The sequence below is a fragment of the Aureimonas frigidaquae genome (assembly GCF_001463905.1).
Taxonomy (GTDB): domain Bacteria; phylum Pseudomonadota; class Alphaproteobacteria; order Rhizobiales; family Rhizobiaceae; genus Aureimonas; species Aureimonas frigidaquae.
The window spans coordinates 335,100-350,338 of sequence record NZ_BBWR01000008.1 but is presented as its reverse complement, the minus strand read 5'-3'; the positions used below and the strand labels follow the sequence as shown (position 1 = coordinate 350,338).

Annotated in this window: 15 protein-coding genes and 1 tRNA gene; 11 read left to right on the top strand and 5 right to left on the bottom strand. The window is 63.0% G+C overall.

Annotated elements, in window-relative coordinates; all coding sequences use genetic code 11:
• Positions 1-191 precede the first annotated feature (191 nt).
• The gene (locus tag AUL30_RS09895) at positions 192-1,244 is read left to right on the top strand and encodes a threonine aldolase family protein (RefSeq protein ID WP_062227686.1); all 1,053 of its coding nucleotides are present in this window, start codon (positions 192-194) and stop codon (positions 1,242-1,244) included.
• A gap of 72 nt (positions 1,245-1,316) precedes the next feature.
• Positions 1,317-1,589: an Rmf/CrpP family protein gene (locus AUL30_RS09890; protein WP_062227685.1), complete on the top strand. Its 273-nt coding sequence runs from the start codon at positions 1,317-1,319 to the stop codon at positions 1,587-1,589.
• A gap of 157 nt (positions 1,590-1,746) precedes the next feature.
• Here the strand turns inward: AUL30_RS09890 and AUL30_RS09885 are convergent, their stop codons facing one another.
• Positions 1,747-2,211 carry an Hsp20 family protein gene (locus AUL30_RS09885; protein ID WP_062227684.1) on the bottom strand — a complete coding sequence of 155 codons (465 nt, stop codon included), beginning with the start codon at positions 2,209-2,211 and terminating at the stop codon, positions 1,747-1,749.
• A 393-nt stretch (positions 2,212-2,604) separates the two neighbouring features.
• On the opposite strand from AUL30_RS09885, the gene AUL30_RS09880 reads away from it, so the two are divergent.
• Positions 2,605-3,591 (top strand): alpha/beta fold hydrolase, encoded by a 987-nt coding sequence (locus AUL30_RS09880; protein WP_192843045.1) that lies wholly within the window; start codon positions 2,605-2,607, stop codon positions 3,589-3,591.
• A 13-nt stretch (positions 3,592-3,604) separates the two neighbouring features.
• On the opposite strand, the gene hisN is transcribed toward AUL30_RS09880, so the two are convergent.
• Both hisN and AUL30_RS09870 read right to left on the bottom strand, forming a co-directional pair.
• Entirely contained in the window at positions 3,605-4,381 is a 777-nt protein-coding gene (gene hisN / locus AUL30_RS09875) for a histidinol-phosphatase (protein ID WP_083507833.1), read from the bottom strand.
• Positions 4,382-4,444: 63 nt separating this feature from the next.
• Entirely contained in the window at positions 4,445-5,356 is a 912-nt protein-coding gene (locus AUL30_RS09870) for an N-formylglutamate amidohydrolase (protein ID WP_062227682.1), read from the bottom strand.
• A gap of 170 nt (positions 5,357-5,526) precedes the next feature.
• On the opposite strand from AUL30_RS09870, the gene cpdR reads away from it, so the two are divergent.
• Together cpdR and AUL30_RS09860 are read left to right on the top strand one after the other, a co-directional pair.
• Positions 5,527-5,892 carry a cell cycle two-component system response regulator CpdR gene (gene cpdR / locus AUL30_RS09865; protein ID WP_062227681.1) on the top strand — a complete coding sequence of 122 codons (366 nt, stop codon included), beginning with the start codon at positions 5,527-5,529 and terminating at the stop codon, positions 5,890-5,892.
• An 82-nt stretch (positions 5,893-5,974) separates the two neighbouring features.
• A tRNA-Val gene (locus AUL30_RS09860) sits at positions 5,975-6,049 on the top strand.
• 293 nt (positions 6,050-6,342) lie between these two features.
• On the opposite strand, the gene AUL30_RS09855 is transcribed toward AUL30_RS09860, so the two are convergent.
• Together AUL30_RS09855 and AUL30_RS19350 are read right to left on the bottom strand one after the other, a co-directional pair.
• Positions 6,343-7,668 (bottom strand): ABC1 kinase family protein, encoded by a 1,326-nt coding sequence (locus AUL30_RS09855; protein WP_244490782.1) that lies wholly within the window; start codon positions 7,666-7,668, stop codon positions 6,343-6,345.
• A gap of 40 nt (positions 7,669-7,708) precedes the next feature.
• The gene (locus tag AUL30_RS19350) at positions 7,709-8,008 is read right to left on the bottom strand and encodes a DCC1-like thiol-disulfide oxidoreductase family protein (protein ID WP_244490781.1); all 300 of its coding nucleotides are present in this window, start codon (positions 8,006-8,008) and stop codon (positions 7,709-7,711) included.
• A gap of 377 nt (positions 8,009-8,385) precedes the next feature.
• On the opposite strand from AUL30_RS19350, the gene AUL30_RS09850 reads away from it, so the two are divergent.
• The 6 genes from AUL30_RS09850 to AUL30_RS09825 all read left to right on the top strand — a co-directional run bounded on the left by AUL30_RS09850 (position 8,386) and on the right by AUL30_RS09825 (position 15,198).
• Positions 8,386-9,093, top strand: coding sequence for a FadR/GntR family transcriptional regulator (locus AUL30_RS09850; RefSeq protein ID WP_244490780.1), 708 nt, complete (start codon positions 8,386-8,388; stop codon positions 9,091-9,093).
• Between the two features lie 56 nt (positions 9,094-9,149).
• Entirely contained in the window at positions 9,150-10,052 is a 903-nt protein-coding gene (gene kdgD / locus AUL30_RS09845; RefSeq protein WP_062227680.1) for a 5-dehydro-4-deoxyglucarate dehydratase, read from the top strand.
• 67 nt (positions 10,053-10,119) lie between these two features.
• On the top strand, positions 10,120-11,628 hold the full coding sequence (locus AUL30_RS09840) for an ABC transporter substrate-binding protein (RefSeq protein WP_083507813.1): 1,509 nt from the start codon (positions 10,120-10,122) through the stop codon (positions 11,626-11,628).
• Positions 11,629-11,697: 69 nt separating this feature from the next.
• Positions 11,698-12,612: an ABC transporter permease gene (locus AUL30_RS09835; protein ID WP_062227678.1), complete on the top strand. Its 915-nt coding sequence runs from the start codon at positions 11,698-11,700 to the stop codon at positions 12,610-12,612.
• 4 nt (positions 12,613-12,616) lie between these two features.
• Positions 12,617-13,543 (top strand): ABC transporter permease, encoded by a 927-nt coding sequence (locus AUL30_RS09830; protein WP_062227677.1) that lies wholly within the window; start codon positions 12,617-12,619, stop codon positions 13,541-13,543.
• A complete protein-coding gene (locus AUL30_RS09825) occupies positions 13,540-15,198 on the top strand; it encodes an ABC transporter ATP-binding protein (protein WP_062227676.1) in 1,659 nt (552 codons plus the stop codon). Before AUL30_RS09830 ends, AUL30_RS09825 begins: the two co-directional genes overlap by 4 nt.
• Positions 15,199-15,239: the final 41 nt, after the last annotated feature.

Here is a 15,239-nt window from a genome sequence, read left to right as displayed (position 1 = left end):
CCCAATATGACAGTACCACTGACCTATCGGCCTTATGGCAGGTTTTTAGACTCCCTTCAATAAGCACATTAAATCGATTTAATCAGCTTCAATCGCCCCTAAATCGCGTTTAAATCGATTGAAACCACCTTTACGCACCAATTTGCAAGGATTATGCAGGTAAAAAATTTCTTCTCAATCAGGGATTTCACATGATTTTCTCGTCCGACAACTGGTCCGGCGCGCATCCTGCCGTGGCCGAGGCCCTCGCGCGGGAAGCGGGCGTTGCAGGCGCTGCGTATGGCAACAGCGAAGTGGATGGCCGTGTCGCCCGGCATTTTGCCGAGATCTTCGAGCGGGAGGTTTCCGTTTTCTTCGTGGGCACGGGCACGGCGGCGAACGCACTGGCGCTGGCTGCCTTTGCCCGGCCGGGCGGGGTCATCCTGTGCCATGACGACGCGCATATCCGCGTGGACGAATGTGGCGCGCCCGAGTTCTTCGCAACGGCCCGCCTGTCCACGGTGCCGGGTGCGGCGGGGCGGATGGATCTGGCTGCGCTCGCCGCCGCCCTCGATGCCTTCGATCCTGCTTTCGTGCATGGCGGCCAGCCGATGGCCGTTTCGATCAGCCAGGCGACGGAAGCCGGCACCTTCTACAGGCTGGAGGAAATCGCCGCTGTTGCGGCCCTGGCGCATGGGCGTGGCCTTCCGCTCCACATGGACGGCGCGCGCTTCGCCAATGCAGCCGCTGCGCTCGGCGCCTCCCCGGCGGACATGACCTGGCGGGCCGGCGTGGACGTCCTGTCCTTCGGCGCAACCAAGAATGGTTGCTGGTGCGCCGAGGCCATCCTGTTCTTCGATCCGCAGAAGGCGGCGGAGTTCGCCTTCGTCCACAAGCGCGGCGGGCAGCTCTTTTCCAAGACCCGGTTTATCGCGGCGCAGTTCGAGGCCTATCTCAAGGACGGTCTCTGGCTGCGTCTGGCGGCCCATTCCAATGCCATGGCGGACCGGCTGCGCGACGGGTTGAAGGCATCGGCCACCGGCGCACGCCTGGCCTGGCCGACCCAGGGCAACGAGGTCTTCGCCATCGTGCCCGATGCGCTGATCGCCGCAGCGCGCGCCGCAGGCGCCCAGTTCTACGACTGGCCGGCGGACAGTGCGGCCGATCTGTCATCCGATGAAACAATGATCCGCCTCGTCACCAGCTGGAACACGACCGATGAGGAGGTCGACAGCCTTCTGCGCATCGTCGGGGCGGCGGCCTGACCCGACGGAACGAAGCCCCTGCCCCGACGTTTCCTGATGTATCGAAAGCATCGCACAGGAGGTTCACAGGAAATGTCCAAGGATGCATTCGCCCAAGGCAAACTTGCCTTCGAGCACAACCTGCCGATGTCGTCCTGCGATTACCCGGTGGGTTCGAGCCTACGGGCCGACTGGATGGCCGGCTGGACCGAGGCCAACAATCTATCGCGCAAACCATCCGCCGCATCGCAGACGCATGTCGGCATGATGGGTGACGGGACGGAAGAGCAGAACCTGAACCAGACGGGCAATCCGGCCGCCCGCATCACGGAATCCGAGGTCCGGGACGCTTTCTCGAAACACTGAGAAGGCGCTGGCAACCGATAGAAGAAGGGCTGTGGACCCATCGGTTCACAGCCCTTTTTCGTGGCGCCGACCTTCGCAAGAAAGACGGCGCGTGGCTCAGGCCACGCGCCGTTTCTTGTGAGTTTGTCAGACTTGGCGTCCGCGCTTCTTTGCGGGATCAGGCCACGTCGGCTTCGAGCGCCTTGGCATTGCCGTTATCGGCAACGGCAATGTCGATCCGGCGCGGCTTCATCGCCTCGGGGATGATGCGCTCGAGGTCGATGTGGAGCAGCCCGTTCTTGAGGGTCGCGCCCTTCACCTCCACATGCTCGGCAAGCTGGAAGCGGCGCTCGAAGGCGCGCCCGGCTATGCCACGATGCAGGAAGCGGGTCGCCTCGCCCTCGGGCTCCTGTCGCTCACCGGTCACGGTCAGCACGTTCTCGCGCGATTCGAGCGACAGTTCGCTACCGTCGAAACCGGCGACGGCCATGGTGATGCGATAGGCATTCTCGCCCGTGCGCTCGATATTGTAGGGCGGGTAGCTCTGCGTGTTCTCGACGCTGCCGATATTGTCGAGCATCGAAAAGAGCCGGTCGAAACCGACGGTGGAGCGGTACAGCGGAGCAAAATCGACGTTACGCATGGTGTGTCCTCTCTGAGCAACTCTTGCGTTATGGCCCCCGCCTCGACGCCCCCGGTCTCCGGCGGGCAGGCTTGGAAGGCCAGCGGCCCCTTCTGGCGGCCGCAGGGAAAAGGTGGGAATTGGGTTTTGCGGTGTCAAGAGAGGCTTCATCGTCGGCTGAACGGGCGATGAACGGCGCCTTCCCATTGCGTTCAGGCGATCTGCGCGACATTGCGAATCGTAAGAGGCAACCGCGACGTCCCGTCCCTTCCGTCGCGGTCGTTTGACCGGAAGCATCCTCGGATGCTTCCGGTTTTTTTGGCGCGTGCAGACCGGATGCTGGTCGATGGCGATCCGTGATAGATGTGCAACCGGGCGGCGCGCCGGCGCCGCCTCGCGAGCCGAAGGGTCAGTATGAACCAGCCAGCCATGTTCCACGCGACACCCGACAATCCGGCACCGTCCGCCTTGAGCGGGGACTATCTCATCACCTCCAACGGGCGCCGCCTGCGCTATGCGATCACGCGGCCTTCGGGGCCAAGCCGTGGCACGGTCCTGATCCTGCCCGGTCGCAACGAGTGTATCGAAAAATACTTCGAGACGCTGCGCGACCTCAACGAGCGCAGCTTCACCGCCCTCATCTTCGACTGGCGTGGACAAGGCGGATCGGACCGCATCCTGAAGAACCCGGCCAAGGGCCACATCACCAGTCTGTCGCACTATTATGCCGATATCGACATGGTGTTCCGCAACGTCGCCCTTCCGGACTGCCCGGGCCCCTACGTCATCCTGGGCCATTCGCTCGGCGGGCTCGCGGCGCTGCGTTTCATGCCGCGCTTCCAGAACCGGATCGAGCGTATCGTCCTGTCCGCGCCGCTCGTGGCGCTTCCCGCGCATGGGCGCCCCATCGCCACGCTGGCTGCTGCCCTGCGCTATACGGGTCTCGGTCGCCTGGCCATCCGCCGCCTGCGGCGCCATGGCCCAGGCTGGAACGCGGCCACCAACCCACTGACGAGCGATCCCGTCCGCTTCGCACGCAACGATGCGATCATCCGTGCCGCGCCGCAGCTCGGCGTCACCAGCCTCACCGCCGGCTGGCTGCACGCTGCCTGCCGGGCCATGCGGCGCCTGGAGGACACGGATTTCATCGCGCAGCTTCACATTCCCACGCTCATCGTCACGGCGGGGGCCGACCGGGTGGTCGATTGCGCGGCGGCAGAGCGGCTCGCCTGGCGCATGCGCTCCGGCCACGCTCTGTCCCTGCCGCATGCGCGCCATGAGCTCCTTCAGGAGAAGGACCTCTACCGCGCGCCCTTCCTGGCGGCGTTCGAGGCTTTCGTGGAAGGGGTGATGCCCCTGCCGGAGCCTGCGGCCGGCACGCTTCCCGAGCCGGCCATCTGAAGAAGGCGCGGGCCTAGCCGTTCAGAATGCGCATCGCCGCCTCGTGCAGGGCCGGCGTCGCGGCGGCGATCACATCGCCGCCGTCTTCGGCACGCCCGCCATCGAATGTCGTCACCACCCCGCCGGCATTCTCGATGATGGGGATCAGCGCCACGATGTCATAGGGCTGCAGCCCCGTCTCCACGCACAGGTCCACGTGACCGGCGGCCAGCATGGCAAAGGCATAGCAGTCCAGCCCGTAGCGCCGCAGGCGCACCGCCGCCTCGAGCGCTTCGAAGCGCTCGCCCGCGGCGCCGCGGAACATGCGCGGGTCGGTCGTCATCAGCGTTGCATCGGCAAGCGCGCCGACATTCCGCACATGCAACGGGACCGTGCCGGCCGGACCGTCCATGAAGCTGCCGTCCCCGATGGTCCAGAAGCGCTCGCCCGTAAAGGGCTGGCTCATGATGCCGGTACGCGCCCGCCCGTCGACGCACAGGCCGATCAACGTGCCCCAGACGGGAACGCCGCTGATGAAGGCCCGCGTCCCGTCGATCGGGTCGATGACCCAGAGCGCAGGCCCCGTCCCGCGCCGGCCGAACTCCTCGCCCAAAATGGCGTGGTCGGGAAAGGCATCGGCGATTAGCGTGACGATGGCGCGCTCGGCCTCCCGGTCGGCCTCCGTCACGGGATCGAAGGCGCCGGACAATTTGTTGTCGACGCTGCCGCCCTGCCGGAAACGGGGCAAGGTCTGGCCGGCCGCGGCATCGGCGAGCCGGAACAGGAAGTCGCGGTCGGGCATGGTGGTCATATCGGTCACTCGCGATCGGTGCGCCGTTGGCGCGTTTTGAAGGAAAGCTGTCTGCCCGGGCGCCTATTCGGCGGCCGCGGGCCGGCCCATGTCGGCCGCGACATCCATGGAGAAGCCATGGACGAACTGAGCGAGATTCGCCCGCAGGGACTGAAAGTTGGCGGACGGCGTGAACTGCGCCTCGTCGGCGTAGAGCGCGCGGCTGATCTCGATCTGGATGGCGTGCACATTGTCGTGCGGCCGTCCGTAATGTTCGGTGATGAAGCCGCCGGCATAAGGCTTGTTGCGCACGACATCGTATCCGAGCGCCTTCAGCTCCATGACGGCGCAGGACATGAAGCGTGGCGCCGCGCTGGTGCCGAACCTGTCGCCGAGCACCATGTCGGGGCGTCGATTGCCCGGCATGGGCCGGACCGAAGACGGCATGGAATGGCAATCGATCAGGATGGCGAAGCCGAATCGGGCGCGCGTTTCATCCAGAATGCGGCGCAGGTAGGCATGGAACGGGAAGTAGATCGTCTCGATGCGCGCCAGTGCCTCACGCGCGGAGAGCCGCCCGCGATAGATTTCCTGGCGCTCGGCCACGATGCGCGGGATCGTGCCGAGCCCGCCGGCCACCCGGGCCGAGGCTGCATTGATGTGCGGTGGAAGCTCGCCCTCGAACATGGCGGGATCGAGTTCGAAGGGCTCGCGGTTGAGGTCCAGATAGGCGCGCGGAAAGCGCGCGACGATCAGCGGCGCCCCGAGTTGCGGCACGAAATCGAAGAGCCGGTCGACGAACAGATCCTCCGAACGCCGCACCGCATCGCCTTTCAGGCGAGAGGCGGCGATGAAGGCCGCTGGGTAGGCCCGGCCGCTGTGCGGCGAGCAGAAGACAATGGGCAAGGTCTGCTCGGCGGGCGCGAACACTTCGAAAGCCGGGCACGGCCCGGCGGTGGTTTCGAAGATCGGCACGTCGTTTCCCGGATCAGTCATGCGTGTCCACTGGTTTTAGGCAAGCTGCCTGCCTTATCTAATGTGGCGTGCGCGGCGTAGGCAATCCACCCCTTCGCGCTTGAGGGCTGTCCCACCTGCCTCCGGATGCGATATCCTGATGGAATGAAGATCGACTTGCCGGCACCGGGCCGGCGCAACGGATTGGAACGATGTCGAAGATTTTGCTGGCCGAAGACGACAACGACATGCGGCGTTTCCTGGCCAAGGCGCTCGAGAAAGCCGGCTACGAGGTCACGTCCTACGACAATGGCGCGAGCGCCTATGAGCGCCTGCGCGAGGAGCCCTTCTCGCTGCTCCTGACGGATATCGTCATGCCGGAAATGGACGGGATCGAACTGGCCCGCAGGGCGACCGAACTCGACCCGGACCTGAAGGTCATGTTCATCACCGGCTTCGCCGCCGTCGCCCTGAATCCCGATTCCAAGGCACCCAAGGACGCCAAGATCCTGTCCAAGCCCTTCCACCTGCGCGAGCTGGTCGAAGAGGTCGGAAAGATCCTCCAGGACGCGGCCTGAATTTTTTGCGCAGCGGCCAGGATCGGCGCTTGGAATCACTTGACCGAATCCAAGGCGTATGGTCTATGCCGCTCCATCGAATGGGCGTGTAGCTCAGCGGGAGAGCACTACGTTGACATCGTAGGGGTCACAGGTTCAATCCCTGTCACGCCCACCATTCGATCCCCTGCTACGTAAGGGTTTGGCACTTCGACTACGAAGTTACCAGTAGGTTCATTGAACCCACGCTATACGGCCTGGCGGCTGTCCTGCGTTTCAAACGGTGGGTAGGTACTCCGTCAGAGCCTTCCTCGCTTGGCCGAGGATTCTGCTATCTATCTTTTTCTTTTGAACAGCCGTCTTGGGTCGGCTTTCAGCGTAGAAAAGTAATGTCGAGCCTCAAGCTCGGGTGTCAGTGTATGCGTTACACCACTCCCGAGCGATTACTGCCCTGTCGTTCAGCGGCAGCGCTCAAATTGCAGTCGTCTCCGTACCAATGCGTGCAACTACCATCGATCGAACGTCGACCTTGGCTCGAAGGCGCGCTGCCAGGAGGGCCATACCGCTGATCTTCCGCTGGACAAACAGCGTGTCGGTTGGGGGAACGTGCCACGCCTCGCTGTCCTGCGCTACGCGCAGTGCTTGTTCTCGGACGATCGAAAGGAAGTTGCGATCCGCAAAGTCGAACGGCCCCTCCCGAGCAGTCTCGGCGACGATTATTTCGATCATGCGTTCGATCAGCGCTTCGTGTCGCCTTGCCGCTTCCTTCCCAACGAACCCAGCCGCAATGGCGGCTCTCTTAACCGCTTCGCCGTCTCCTGAGATACCACTGTACAAAAGCGTGCGATATCCATCCGCAGTGGCGGCCGGGACTGGCCGAGTCGCTCCAAAGTCCAGGAGGACAATTCGCCTGCTTTCAGGTTGATAGCGGAAGTTAGCGAAGTTCGGGTCGGTCTGCATCACGCCGAACTCGAAAAGCTCGTCGAGAACCAATGAGACAAGAAGTGATGCAATGCGATCGCGCTCGGTCTGCGATGCGCTAACCATATCCTCGATCGGCACACCGTCGACAAACGTCATCGTGAGAACGTTCTCGGTGGTGAAGTCCGCAGCGAGCGTCGGTACGACGTACCCTCCCTTTCCGGCGAGTAAGCCGCGGTAAGCCTCCATCTGCGCGCCCTCGCGCCTGTAGTCGGTCTCTTCGTGAAGCTGTGCCTTGGCCTCCGCAAGAAGCGGAGCGATGCTGAGCTCTCGCGGCAGCAGACCGGACAGACGCAGGAGCGCAGCGACATTGTCGACATCGGCATCGATGCTGGCTCGCACGCCAGGATACTGAATTTTGACTGCCAGCTCACGTCCGTCGCTTGCTACGGCGCGGTGGACCTGACCAATGGACGCGGCGGCGATCGGCTTGTCATCGAAACGCTGAAATCGCAAACGCCATTCGTGTCCCCATTCCGCCGTGAGTACGCGTTGGAGCTGAACGGGCGGCATGGGATCGGCGTCGGCTCGAAGGCGCGCCATGATCTGCGAGAGTTCCGCAGGCAGAGCATCGCCGGCATCCAGCGACATCATCTGGCCCAGCTTCATTGCCGCCCCGCGCAGGTGAGACAGGCGATCGGCGACCCGCACGAGATTGCCGGGCGTCATTAACATGTCCGGCAATCGCGGACGCTGTCCATCCGCCAGGCGCCGGGCTCCTTCGGCAAGCATCCCGCCCGCCAGGCCGCCGGCCAATCGCCCGAACTGCCCAAACCTCGACAAGCGCCCACTTGGCACCGAACGCCCTTTTGGCATGTCGCCTTTGCTACTCATGCCGATATCGCCCTGCTCGTTCTCATCGATGCTCCAACCGGCTAGCAATGCTCTGAAGCGCAGGGCGCACCCGCAGAAAGGCGCGGTAAAACCGTTCCAGGACGAAAAGTGCGAGCGGTGCCTGACACGCTCGCCCAAGCGGACGCAGAAGCGGAATTGCGCGCCACATTGCGGCAAAGGCTTCGGCACCACTAACCACGCGCCCGTTCTCCATCGCGTGAAAGCGTTCAAGCAGTTCCGCTCGGCTACGCGGACAGGATGCCACTTCGGCCTGGGCAGCATCGATGAAGCGGATCGCGCCTCGCCGATCAAGCCAGCGCATCAGCGCAATCTCCCGTCGACACAATGGGCACGAGCCATCGTGCCAGACCGTCAGTTTCGTCATGACCGTAAGATGGTGCGATCGATCTGCGGTGTCGCCCCCATTGCCTGCGGCAGATCGCGCGTTCACTTCCAGTCAGCTGACGTATTCCGGTGCGCAACGCATTCGCTTAGTTGCCCAGGCGAACCGATGATGTCCGTGATGCAAGGTTGGAGGGTTCCGTTAGCCTGCTTAAGCACCAAGCCGGCAGCATTCGACAAATTGATCCCTATGTCATACGATGACTCTTCGGATCATGCAGTGGCTCTCGCCCGAGACGCTGTAAATTGGCAGAGGTTGATTTGGCTCGCAGACCTACCGTATCCCAGGGACGTCCCCTGCGGGAGATCGTCATTGACACCTTACGACAGAACATCGTCGACGGCGATTATGCCCCCGGCGATCAATTGCCTACCGAACCAGTCCTGGTGTCCCGTTTCGGATACAGTCGAACCGTTATCCGCGAAGCGATCGCGGCCCTTCGCGCCGACGGTCTTGTCGACTCGCGTCACGGTGTCGGCGTTTTCGTGATCGGGCCGAAGCGCCCAAACGCCGAACTGGAGCTGTTCCGGCAGGCAACCGATAAAATCTCGGACATTATCGAGGAACTGGAACTGCGCATCGGTGTAGAGGTAGAGGCAGCCGGGCTTTCAGCCCTGCGCGCGTCGCCCGCCCAGGAAGCGGAGATCCTGTCTCTTGTCGACGAGTTCCGCACCCTGGTAGAGCGCGGGGAGCCGACTGACGAAGCCGATTTTGCCTTTCACATGGCCGTTGCCAAGGCAACGAACAACACGCGCTTCCAGAGCTTCCTGGAGCACATCGGAAAGCGGATCATCCCACGCGTGAAGTTCCGGACGGTCATGGGGGGCATCGACCCCCTACCGAACCGCGACCGCCTGATCATGGAGGAGCACGAGGCTGTCGCCGACGCCATTTCCCAGCGCGACCCGGAGGCCGCGCGGGAGGCCATGCGTCGCCACCTCCAAGGCGGGATAAAGCGGTATCGTGCGCTCACACGAGCCCGGACCATCGACAGAACCAGTTGACGCCCGCATACAGTCATCATATGACTGGTTAGCCTACTCATATGATGCGAGCGAAAATGTCTCCTGATGAATTAAAGTCGGCCCTGTCTTCCGGCCTCCTCTCTTTTCCTGTTACCCATTTCGATGCGAACGGAGCCTTGAGCCTTGATACGTACCGCCGCCACGTGGAATGGCTGTCGGGCTTCGAGGCCAGTGTTTTGTTCGCAGCAGGAGGAACCGGCGAGTTCTTCTCGCTGACGCCCGAGGAGATCGGAAGCGTCATCCAGGCAGCAAAGGAGGCGTCAGGGCCTGTGCCGATCGTTTCCGGTTGCGGCTACGGCACGGAAATGGCCAAGGATATCGCTCGCCGCGCCGAAGCCGCAGGCGCGGACGGCCTCCTGCTTCTGCCGCATTACCTTATCGGCGCGCCGCAGGAAGGGCTCTTCCGTCACATTGAAGCGGTCTGCCAGGCGACCGGCCTCGGCGTTGTCGTCTATAACCGCTCCAACTCAGTGGTGAACGCCGATACGTTGGCACGCCTTGCCGACAGCTGTCCTAACCTCATCGGCTTCAAGGACGGCACCGGGCAGATTTCACTGGTACGCGAAATATCCGCCAAACTCGGGGAGAGGCTCTGCTACATCGGCGGCATGCCGACCCACGAGCTCTTCGCCGAAGCGTTCAATGCAGCGGGGGTGACGACCTATTCCTCTGCCGTCTTCAATTTCGTGCCGGGCCTTGCCGTCCGTTTCTTCAAGGCGATGCGTACTGGCGACCGTGCGACGATGGAGACGATCCTGAAGGACTTTTTCTACCCCTTCGCAGCCATCCGCGACCGTCAGGCAGGGTACGCGGTCTCCATCATCAAGGCGGGAGCGGACATCGTTGGGCAGGCGCCCGGCCCCGTGCGCGCGCCCCTGACGGACTTGACCCACGAGGAGCGCGGGATGCTGGCCGCCCTTATCGAAAAAAACGCCTGAACCAAGGACGAGCCGACGCGGGAGGCGTCGGCTGTCCGGAACCGACGAAACGAATGGGAGGATCACCATGAGAACGAACGCGATAGTCAGAATGGCGTTTGCGGCGCTCGCCGGCGCCGTTGTTCAGCCCGCTTTTGCGCAAGCACCCACCGACGAGATAACGATTGTTCTGCCGGAGCAGCCCAGTAATCTCGAACCTTGCGGCTCGATCCTTACCGATGTCGGGCAGGTGCTTAGCCAGAATATCACGGAATCGCTGACCGTCGTCGATCCGGCGGACGGCTCGGTCGACGCCAAGCTGGCGACCGAATGGAGCCAGGTCGAACCGTTAACGTGGCGGTTCAAGCTCCGCGAAGGGGTCAAGTTCCAGGACGGCGAAGCCTTCGATGCCGAAGCGGTCAAGTTTTCCATCGACCGGATGACGAGCAAGGCCTTCACGTGTAACAACCTGGCGAAGTTCGGTAATGACACGATCACCGTTGAGGTGATCGATCCCACCACCATCGATGTGACGTCGACCCAGCCGCAGCCGATCCTGCCGACCTTGATCAGTGTAGCGATGATCGTCTCGCCCAAGACTTCGGCGACGCAGGCAACCAATGCCCCGATCGGCACCGGGCCGTACACGCTGGCCCAGGCTACGCCCGAACGTATCGTCCTCGAGCGTTTCGGCGATTACTGGGGCGAAGAGCCGGCGGTCGCCAAGGCGACCTACGTCTGGCGGGGCGAGTCTTCCCTGCGGATCGCGATGATCCAGACTGGTGAAGCCGACCTGACGCCTACGATCGCGTTGCAGGACGCGACCGATCCCAGCCGCGACTTCTCCTACCTGAATTCGGAGACGACCGCAGTGCGCATCGACATGGACTATCCCCCACTCGACGACGCGCGCGTCCGCAAGGCGCTGAACCTGGCGATCGACTGGGAAGGCATGGCCAGCCTCTTCGGCGACAAAGCCTTGCGCGCTGCGCAGATGGTGCCGCCGGGAATCAACGGCCATGACGAGGGCCTGAAGCCCTGGACCTTCGATCCGGACGCAGCAGCAGAGTTGATCGAAGAAGCCCGTTCCGCGGGCGTGCCTGTCGATACAGAGATCAATCTCATCGGCCGAAACGGGATTTATCCCAACGGCACGGAAGCCATGGAAGCCATGATGGCCATGTGGAACGATGCCGGCCTGAACGTGAAACTGACAATGCTCGACGTCGCGGACTGGACCCGCTACCTGCAAAAGCCGTTCCCGGCCGAGCGTGGCCCGACGCTTCTTCAGATCCAGCACGACAACAACAAGGGCGACGCCGCCTTTACGGTACCTTTGCTATACCGCTCGTCCGGCAGCTACTCGACGCTGAACGATCCGGCTTTGGACACCGAGATCGACACTGCGCTGGCCGAGACCGGGGAAGAGCGGAGCCGCAAGTTCCGCGAGGTCTTCGGGAAGGTCCATGACGATATCGCCGCTGACGTGCCCATGTTCCACATGATCGGCTACACCGCCGTTGGGCCGCGCATCGACTGGCGCCCCAGCTTAGCCACCAACAGCGAAATCCCCCTTTCGCAGATCCGCTTCAAATAGCAGGGCGCGCTCCGGAGGGCTATTCGCCCTCCGGCAGGCCCTCGCATTTCCCGACGGACATCGATCCCCATGCTCGGCTTCATTGGCAAGCGCGCGTTGAACAGCGCGGTCTCCATCCTTGGACTCCTGGTCATCGTCTTCGTGCTGACGCGCCTGACCGGGGACCCGGCTGCCCTTTTTCTTCCCCTGGACTCGTCCCAGGAGGCACGGCAGGAGTTCAACCGGCTGAACGGCTTCGACCGTCCGGTCGTCCTTCAGTTCCTGACCTATCTGCGTGACCTCCTGCACCTCGATTTCGGCATGTCGCTGCGACAGAACCGACCGGCGATGGAAGTGGCGCTGGAAGCCTTCCCACGCACGCTTCAACTGGCCGCCGTCGCCATTCTCCTATCGTTTTCACTTGCGATCGCCGTCGGGGCGCTTGCGGCAGCAAGACCCGGCGGCTGGTTCGACCGCCTGTCGAGTTTTCTTTCCCTCGCGGGCGCCAGCGCACCGGACTTCTGGGTTGCGATTGTCGGCGTCCTGATCTTCTCGGTTGGCCTGGGGCTACTGCCGACGTCGGGAACCGGCGGCATTGCTTATTGGATCCTTCCGGTGTCAGTCCTGACGCTCCGCCCCTTCGGACTGCTTGTCCAAGTGGTCCGCGGAACGATGATCGGCGTCCTCGCCCAGCCGCACGTGAAGACCGCGAAGGCCAAGGGGCTCCCGCCGCGTTCGATCCTCCTGCGGCATGGCCTGCGCAACTCGATGCTCCCGGTAATTACCGTAGCCGGAGACCTTGCCGCCAGCCTGGTCAACGGGGCCGTGGTCGTGGAGACGATTTTCGGTTGGCCCGGCATCGGCAAGCTGATGATCGATTCCATCGTCCAGCGGGACTTCGCGGTGGTGCAAAGTACGATCCTTGTTACCGCCTGCGCGATCTTCCTGCTGAACATCCTGATCGACCTCGCTTATGCCGCGCTCGATCCTCGTATCCGGTACTGATACTATGAGCGAGATCGCACCCCCCGTAGCAACGACAGCTCCCCGTAGGTCGCAGCTCGGCAACTGGACAGCCTGGCTCCGGCGCGACAAGCTGGCCCTTGCTGCTGTCCTGTTCCTCTTCGTTCTGGCAGCGGCTGCCGTCCTGTCGCCCTTCCTCCTTGATGCCGCAGCCACGCGCCCGGGCCTGCGCCAGCGCAATCTGGCGCCATTCACGCTCGATGCAGGCTGGCTTTATATACTAGGGGCCGACACGCTCGGCCGACCGATGCTCGCGCGCCTTCTCGTCGGCGCCGGCACGACACTCGGCATCGCGGCAGCGGCTGTGCTCGGCTCCATGCTGATAGGCGGCTGCCTTGGCCTCGTGGCAGGCTACTCGCGACGCTGGTTCGCGCAGGGTATCATGCGCCTCGCCGACGTCATCATGAGCTTCCCATCACTGTTGCTGGCCCTGATCGTCCTCTATCTATTGGGCCCGAGCGTTACCAACCTGATCATCGTGCTGGCCATTACGCGGGTGCCTATCTATCTACGCACCACGCGGGCAGAGGTGCTGGAACTGCGCGAGCGCATGTTCGTGCAGGCTGCACGGTCGATGGGGGCAGGTCACGGACGGATCCTGTTTCGTCACATTGCCCCGCTCACGATACCGACGCTTGTAACGATCGGTGCGATTGATTTCGCCGCGGTAATACTGGCGGAATCAGCGCTGAGCTTCCTCGGCCTCGGTATTCAGCCGCCGGCCTTCACTTGGGGCGCCATGGTCGCCACGGGACGCGGCTACCTCCAGACGGCGTGGTGGATCGCCTTTTGGCCAGGACTGATGATCATGCTGACGACGCTTTCGCTCAACATCGTCGCAAGTTGGGCGCGCGTGGCGTCCGATCCACACCAGCGCTGGCGCCTGCAATCGTTGAGGAGAGCGCCCAGATGACGTCGATCAGTCCTCCAGTTCTGGAGATCCGCGACCTGACCGTGGATTTTCTGTCGGACGACGCCCCGGTGCGCGCGGTGGACGGGGTCAGCCTCTTTGTGAATCGGGGCGAAACGCTGTGCATCCTGGGCGAAAGCGGATCAGGCAAGAGTGTCAGCTCGGCCACCGTTCTCGATCTTCTCGACATGCCGCCGGCAGAGATCGTGTCCGGGCAAATTCTGTTCGAAGGGCGGGACTTAGCTGAAATGACGTTCGATGAGCGACGGCAGATCAACGGCCGCAAGGTCGCGATGATCTTCCAGGACCCCCTCGCCCATCTCAACCCGGTCTATACCATTGGCGCGCAGATCTGCGAGGTGTTCCGCGCGCACCGCATCTGCGATGGCGCCGAAGCCCGGCGGCGAGGGTTGGAGCTTTTGAAGCGTGTCGGCATTCCTGACCCGGAAACGCGCTTCGACCGCTATCCGCACGAATTCTCGGGAGGCCAGCGCCAGCGCATAATGATCGCCATGGCGATTGCCCTCGAGCCCTCCCTGTTGATCGCCGATGAGCCCACAACCGCGCTCGACGTCTCCATCCAGGCACAGATCCTCGAGCTGCTCCTGGATCTCCAGCGAGAGTTCGGAATGGCGCTCGTGATGATCACACACGATCTCGAAGTTGCCGCCGCGATGGCCGATCGCGTCATCGTCATGCGGCGTGGTCGTATCGTCGAGAGTGGCGAAGCCCGTGATGTCTTCACTGACCCGCGCGACGACTATACGCGTCGTCTGATGGCTGCCATCCCGTCGCACGACGTTAATGATGGTCGTCGGTCGACGGTGCCTGCAACAGAAAATCTTCTTGATGTGCAGGGGCTCACCAAAGTCTACCAGATGACCAGCGGCATTTTCTCCCCGCCCCGCAGCGTGGCCGCCGTGGAGGGCGTATCGTTTCAGGTCGGACGCGGCGAGACACTTGGAATTGTCGGCGAGTCGGGATCGGGCAAATCCAGCGTGGCGAAGATGCTTATAAGGCTCGTCGAACCGACTGCCGGGCGAGTGTTGCTCCACGGCGCCGACATCTACGCCCTCGAAGGGGCGGATCTCATGGGCCTGCGTCGAAAGGTGCAGATGGTCTTCCAGGATCCGTACAGTTCGATGAACCCGCGCATGACCGTTGAAGCGATCATCTCGGAGCCCTGGCGCATCCATGGCGATATCCTACCCAGGAGTCGGTGGCGCGGCCGCGTGCACGAGCTCCTCGACCTGGTCGGACTGAACCCGGACTGGGCAACCCGCTACCCGCATCAGTTCTCCGGAGGCCAGCGCCAGCGCATCGCGATCGCGCGCGCGCTCGCTTGCGACCCCGAGCTCATCATCTGCGACGAGGCAGTTTCAGCGCTCGACGTGTCGGTACAGATGCAGGTGATCGATCTCCTGGCGAACCTTCGGGACCGGCTTGGCCTCGCCTACGTCTTCATCACCCATGATTTGCCGATCGTTCGAAACTTCGCCGACCGGATCATTGTCATGCGCGGCGGGAAAGTTGTTGAAACAGCGGAGACGCAGACGCTCTTCACCGCGCCACGTCATGATTACACAAAATCTCTGCTCTCCTCCTCACCACGGCCAAAATGGGAACGAATGAGAGAGCAGGCGTCGAACGCTTCCTGACCGCCTTCATTGACACACGCGGTCAAGCAGCCTGCCGATAG

Coding starts and splice junctions, on each gene's coding strand:
- AUL30_RS09895 (WP_062227686.1), top strand. CDS start 192: ATGATTTTCTCGTCCGACAACTGGTCCGGCGCGCATCCTGCCGTGGCC.
- AUL30_RS09890 (WP_062227685.1), top strand. CDS start 1,317: ATGTCCAAGGATGCATTCGCCCAAGGCAAACTTGCCTTCGAGCACAAC.
- AUL30_RS09885 (WP_062227684.1), bottom strand. CDS start 2,211: ATGCGTAACGTCGATTTTGCTCCGCTGTACCGCTCCACCGTCGGTTTC.
- AUL30_RS09880 (WP_192843045.1), top strand. CDS start 2,605: ATGAACCAGCCAGCCATGTTCCACGCGACACCCGACAATCCGGCACCG.
- hisN (WP_083507833.1), bottom strand. CDS start 4,381: ATGACCACCATGCCCGACCGCGACTTCCTGTTCCGGCTCGCCGATGCC.
- AUL30_RS09870 (WP_062227682.1), bottom strand. CDS start 5,356: ATGACTGATCCGGGAAACGACGTGCCGATCTTCGAAACCACCGCCGGG.
- cpdR (WP_062227681.1), top strand. CDS start 5,527: ATGTCGAAGATTTTGCTGGCCGAAGACGACAACGACATGCGGCGTTTC.
- AUL30_RS09855 (WP_244490782.1), bottom strand. CDS start 7,668: ATGCCAAAAGGGCGTTCGGTGCCAAGTGGGCGCTTGTCGAGGTTTGGG.
- AUL30_RS19350 (WP_244490781.1), bottom strand. CDS start 8,008: ATGCGCTGGCTTGATCGGCGAGGCGCGATCCGCTTCATCGATGCTGCC.
- kdgD (WP_062227680.1), top strand. CDS start 9,150: ATGTCTCCTGATGAATTAAAGTCGGCCCTGTCTTCCGGCCTCCTCTCT.
- AUL30_RS09840 (WP_083507813.1), top strand. CDS start 10,120: ATGAGAACGAACGCGATAGTCAGAATGGCGTTTGCGGCGCTCGCCGGC.
- AUL30_RS09835 (WP_062227678.1), top strand. CDS start 11,698: ATGCTCGGCTTCATTGGCAAGCGCGCGTTGAACAGCGCGGTCTCCATC.
- AUL30_RS09830 (WP_062227677.1), top strand. CDS start 12,617: ATGAGCGAGATCGCACCCCCCGTAGCAACGACAGCTCCCCGTAGGTCG.
- AUL30_RS09825 (WP_062227676.1), top strand. CDS start 13,540: ATGACGTCGATCAGTCCTCCAGTTCTGGAGATCCGCGACCTGACCGTG.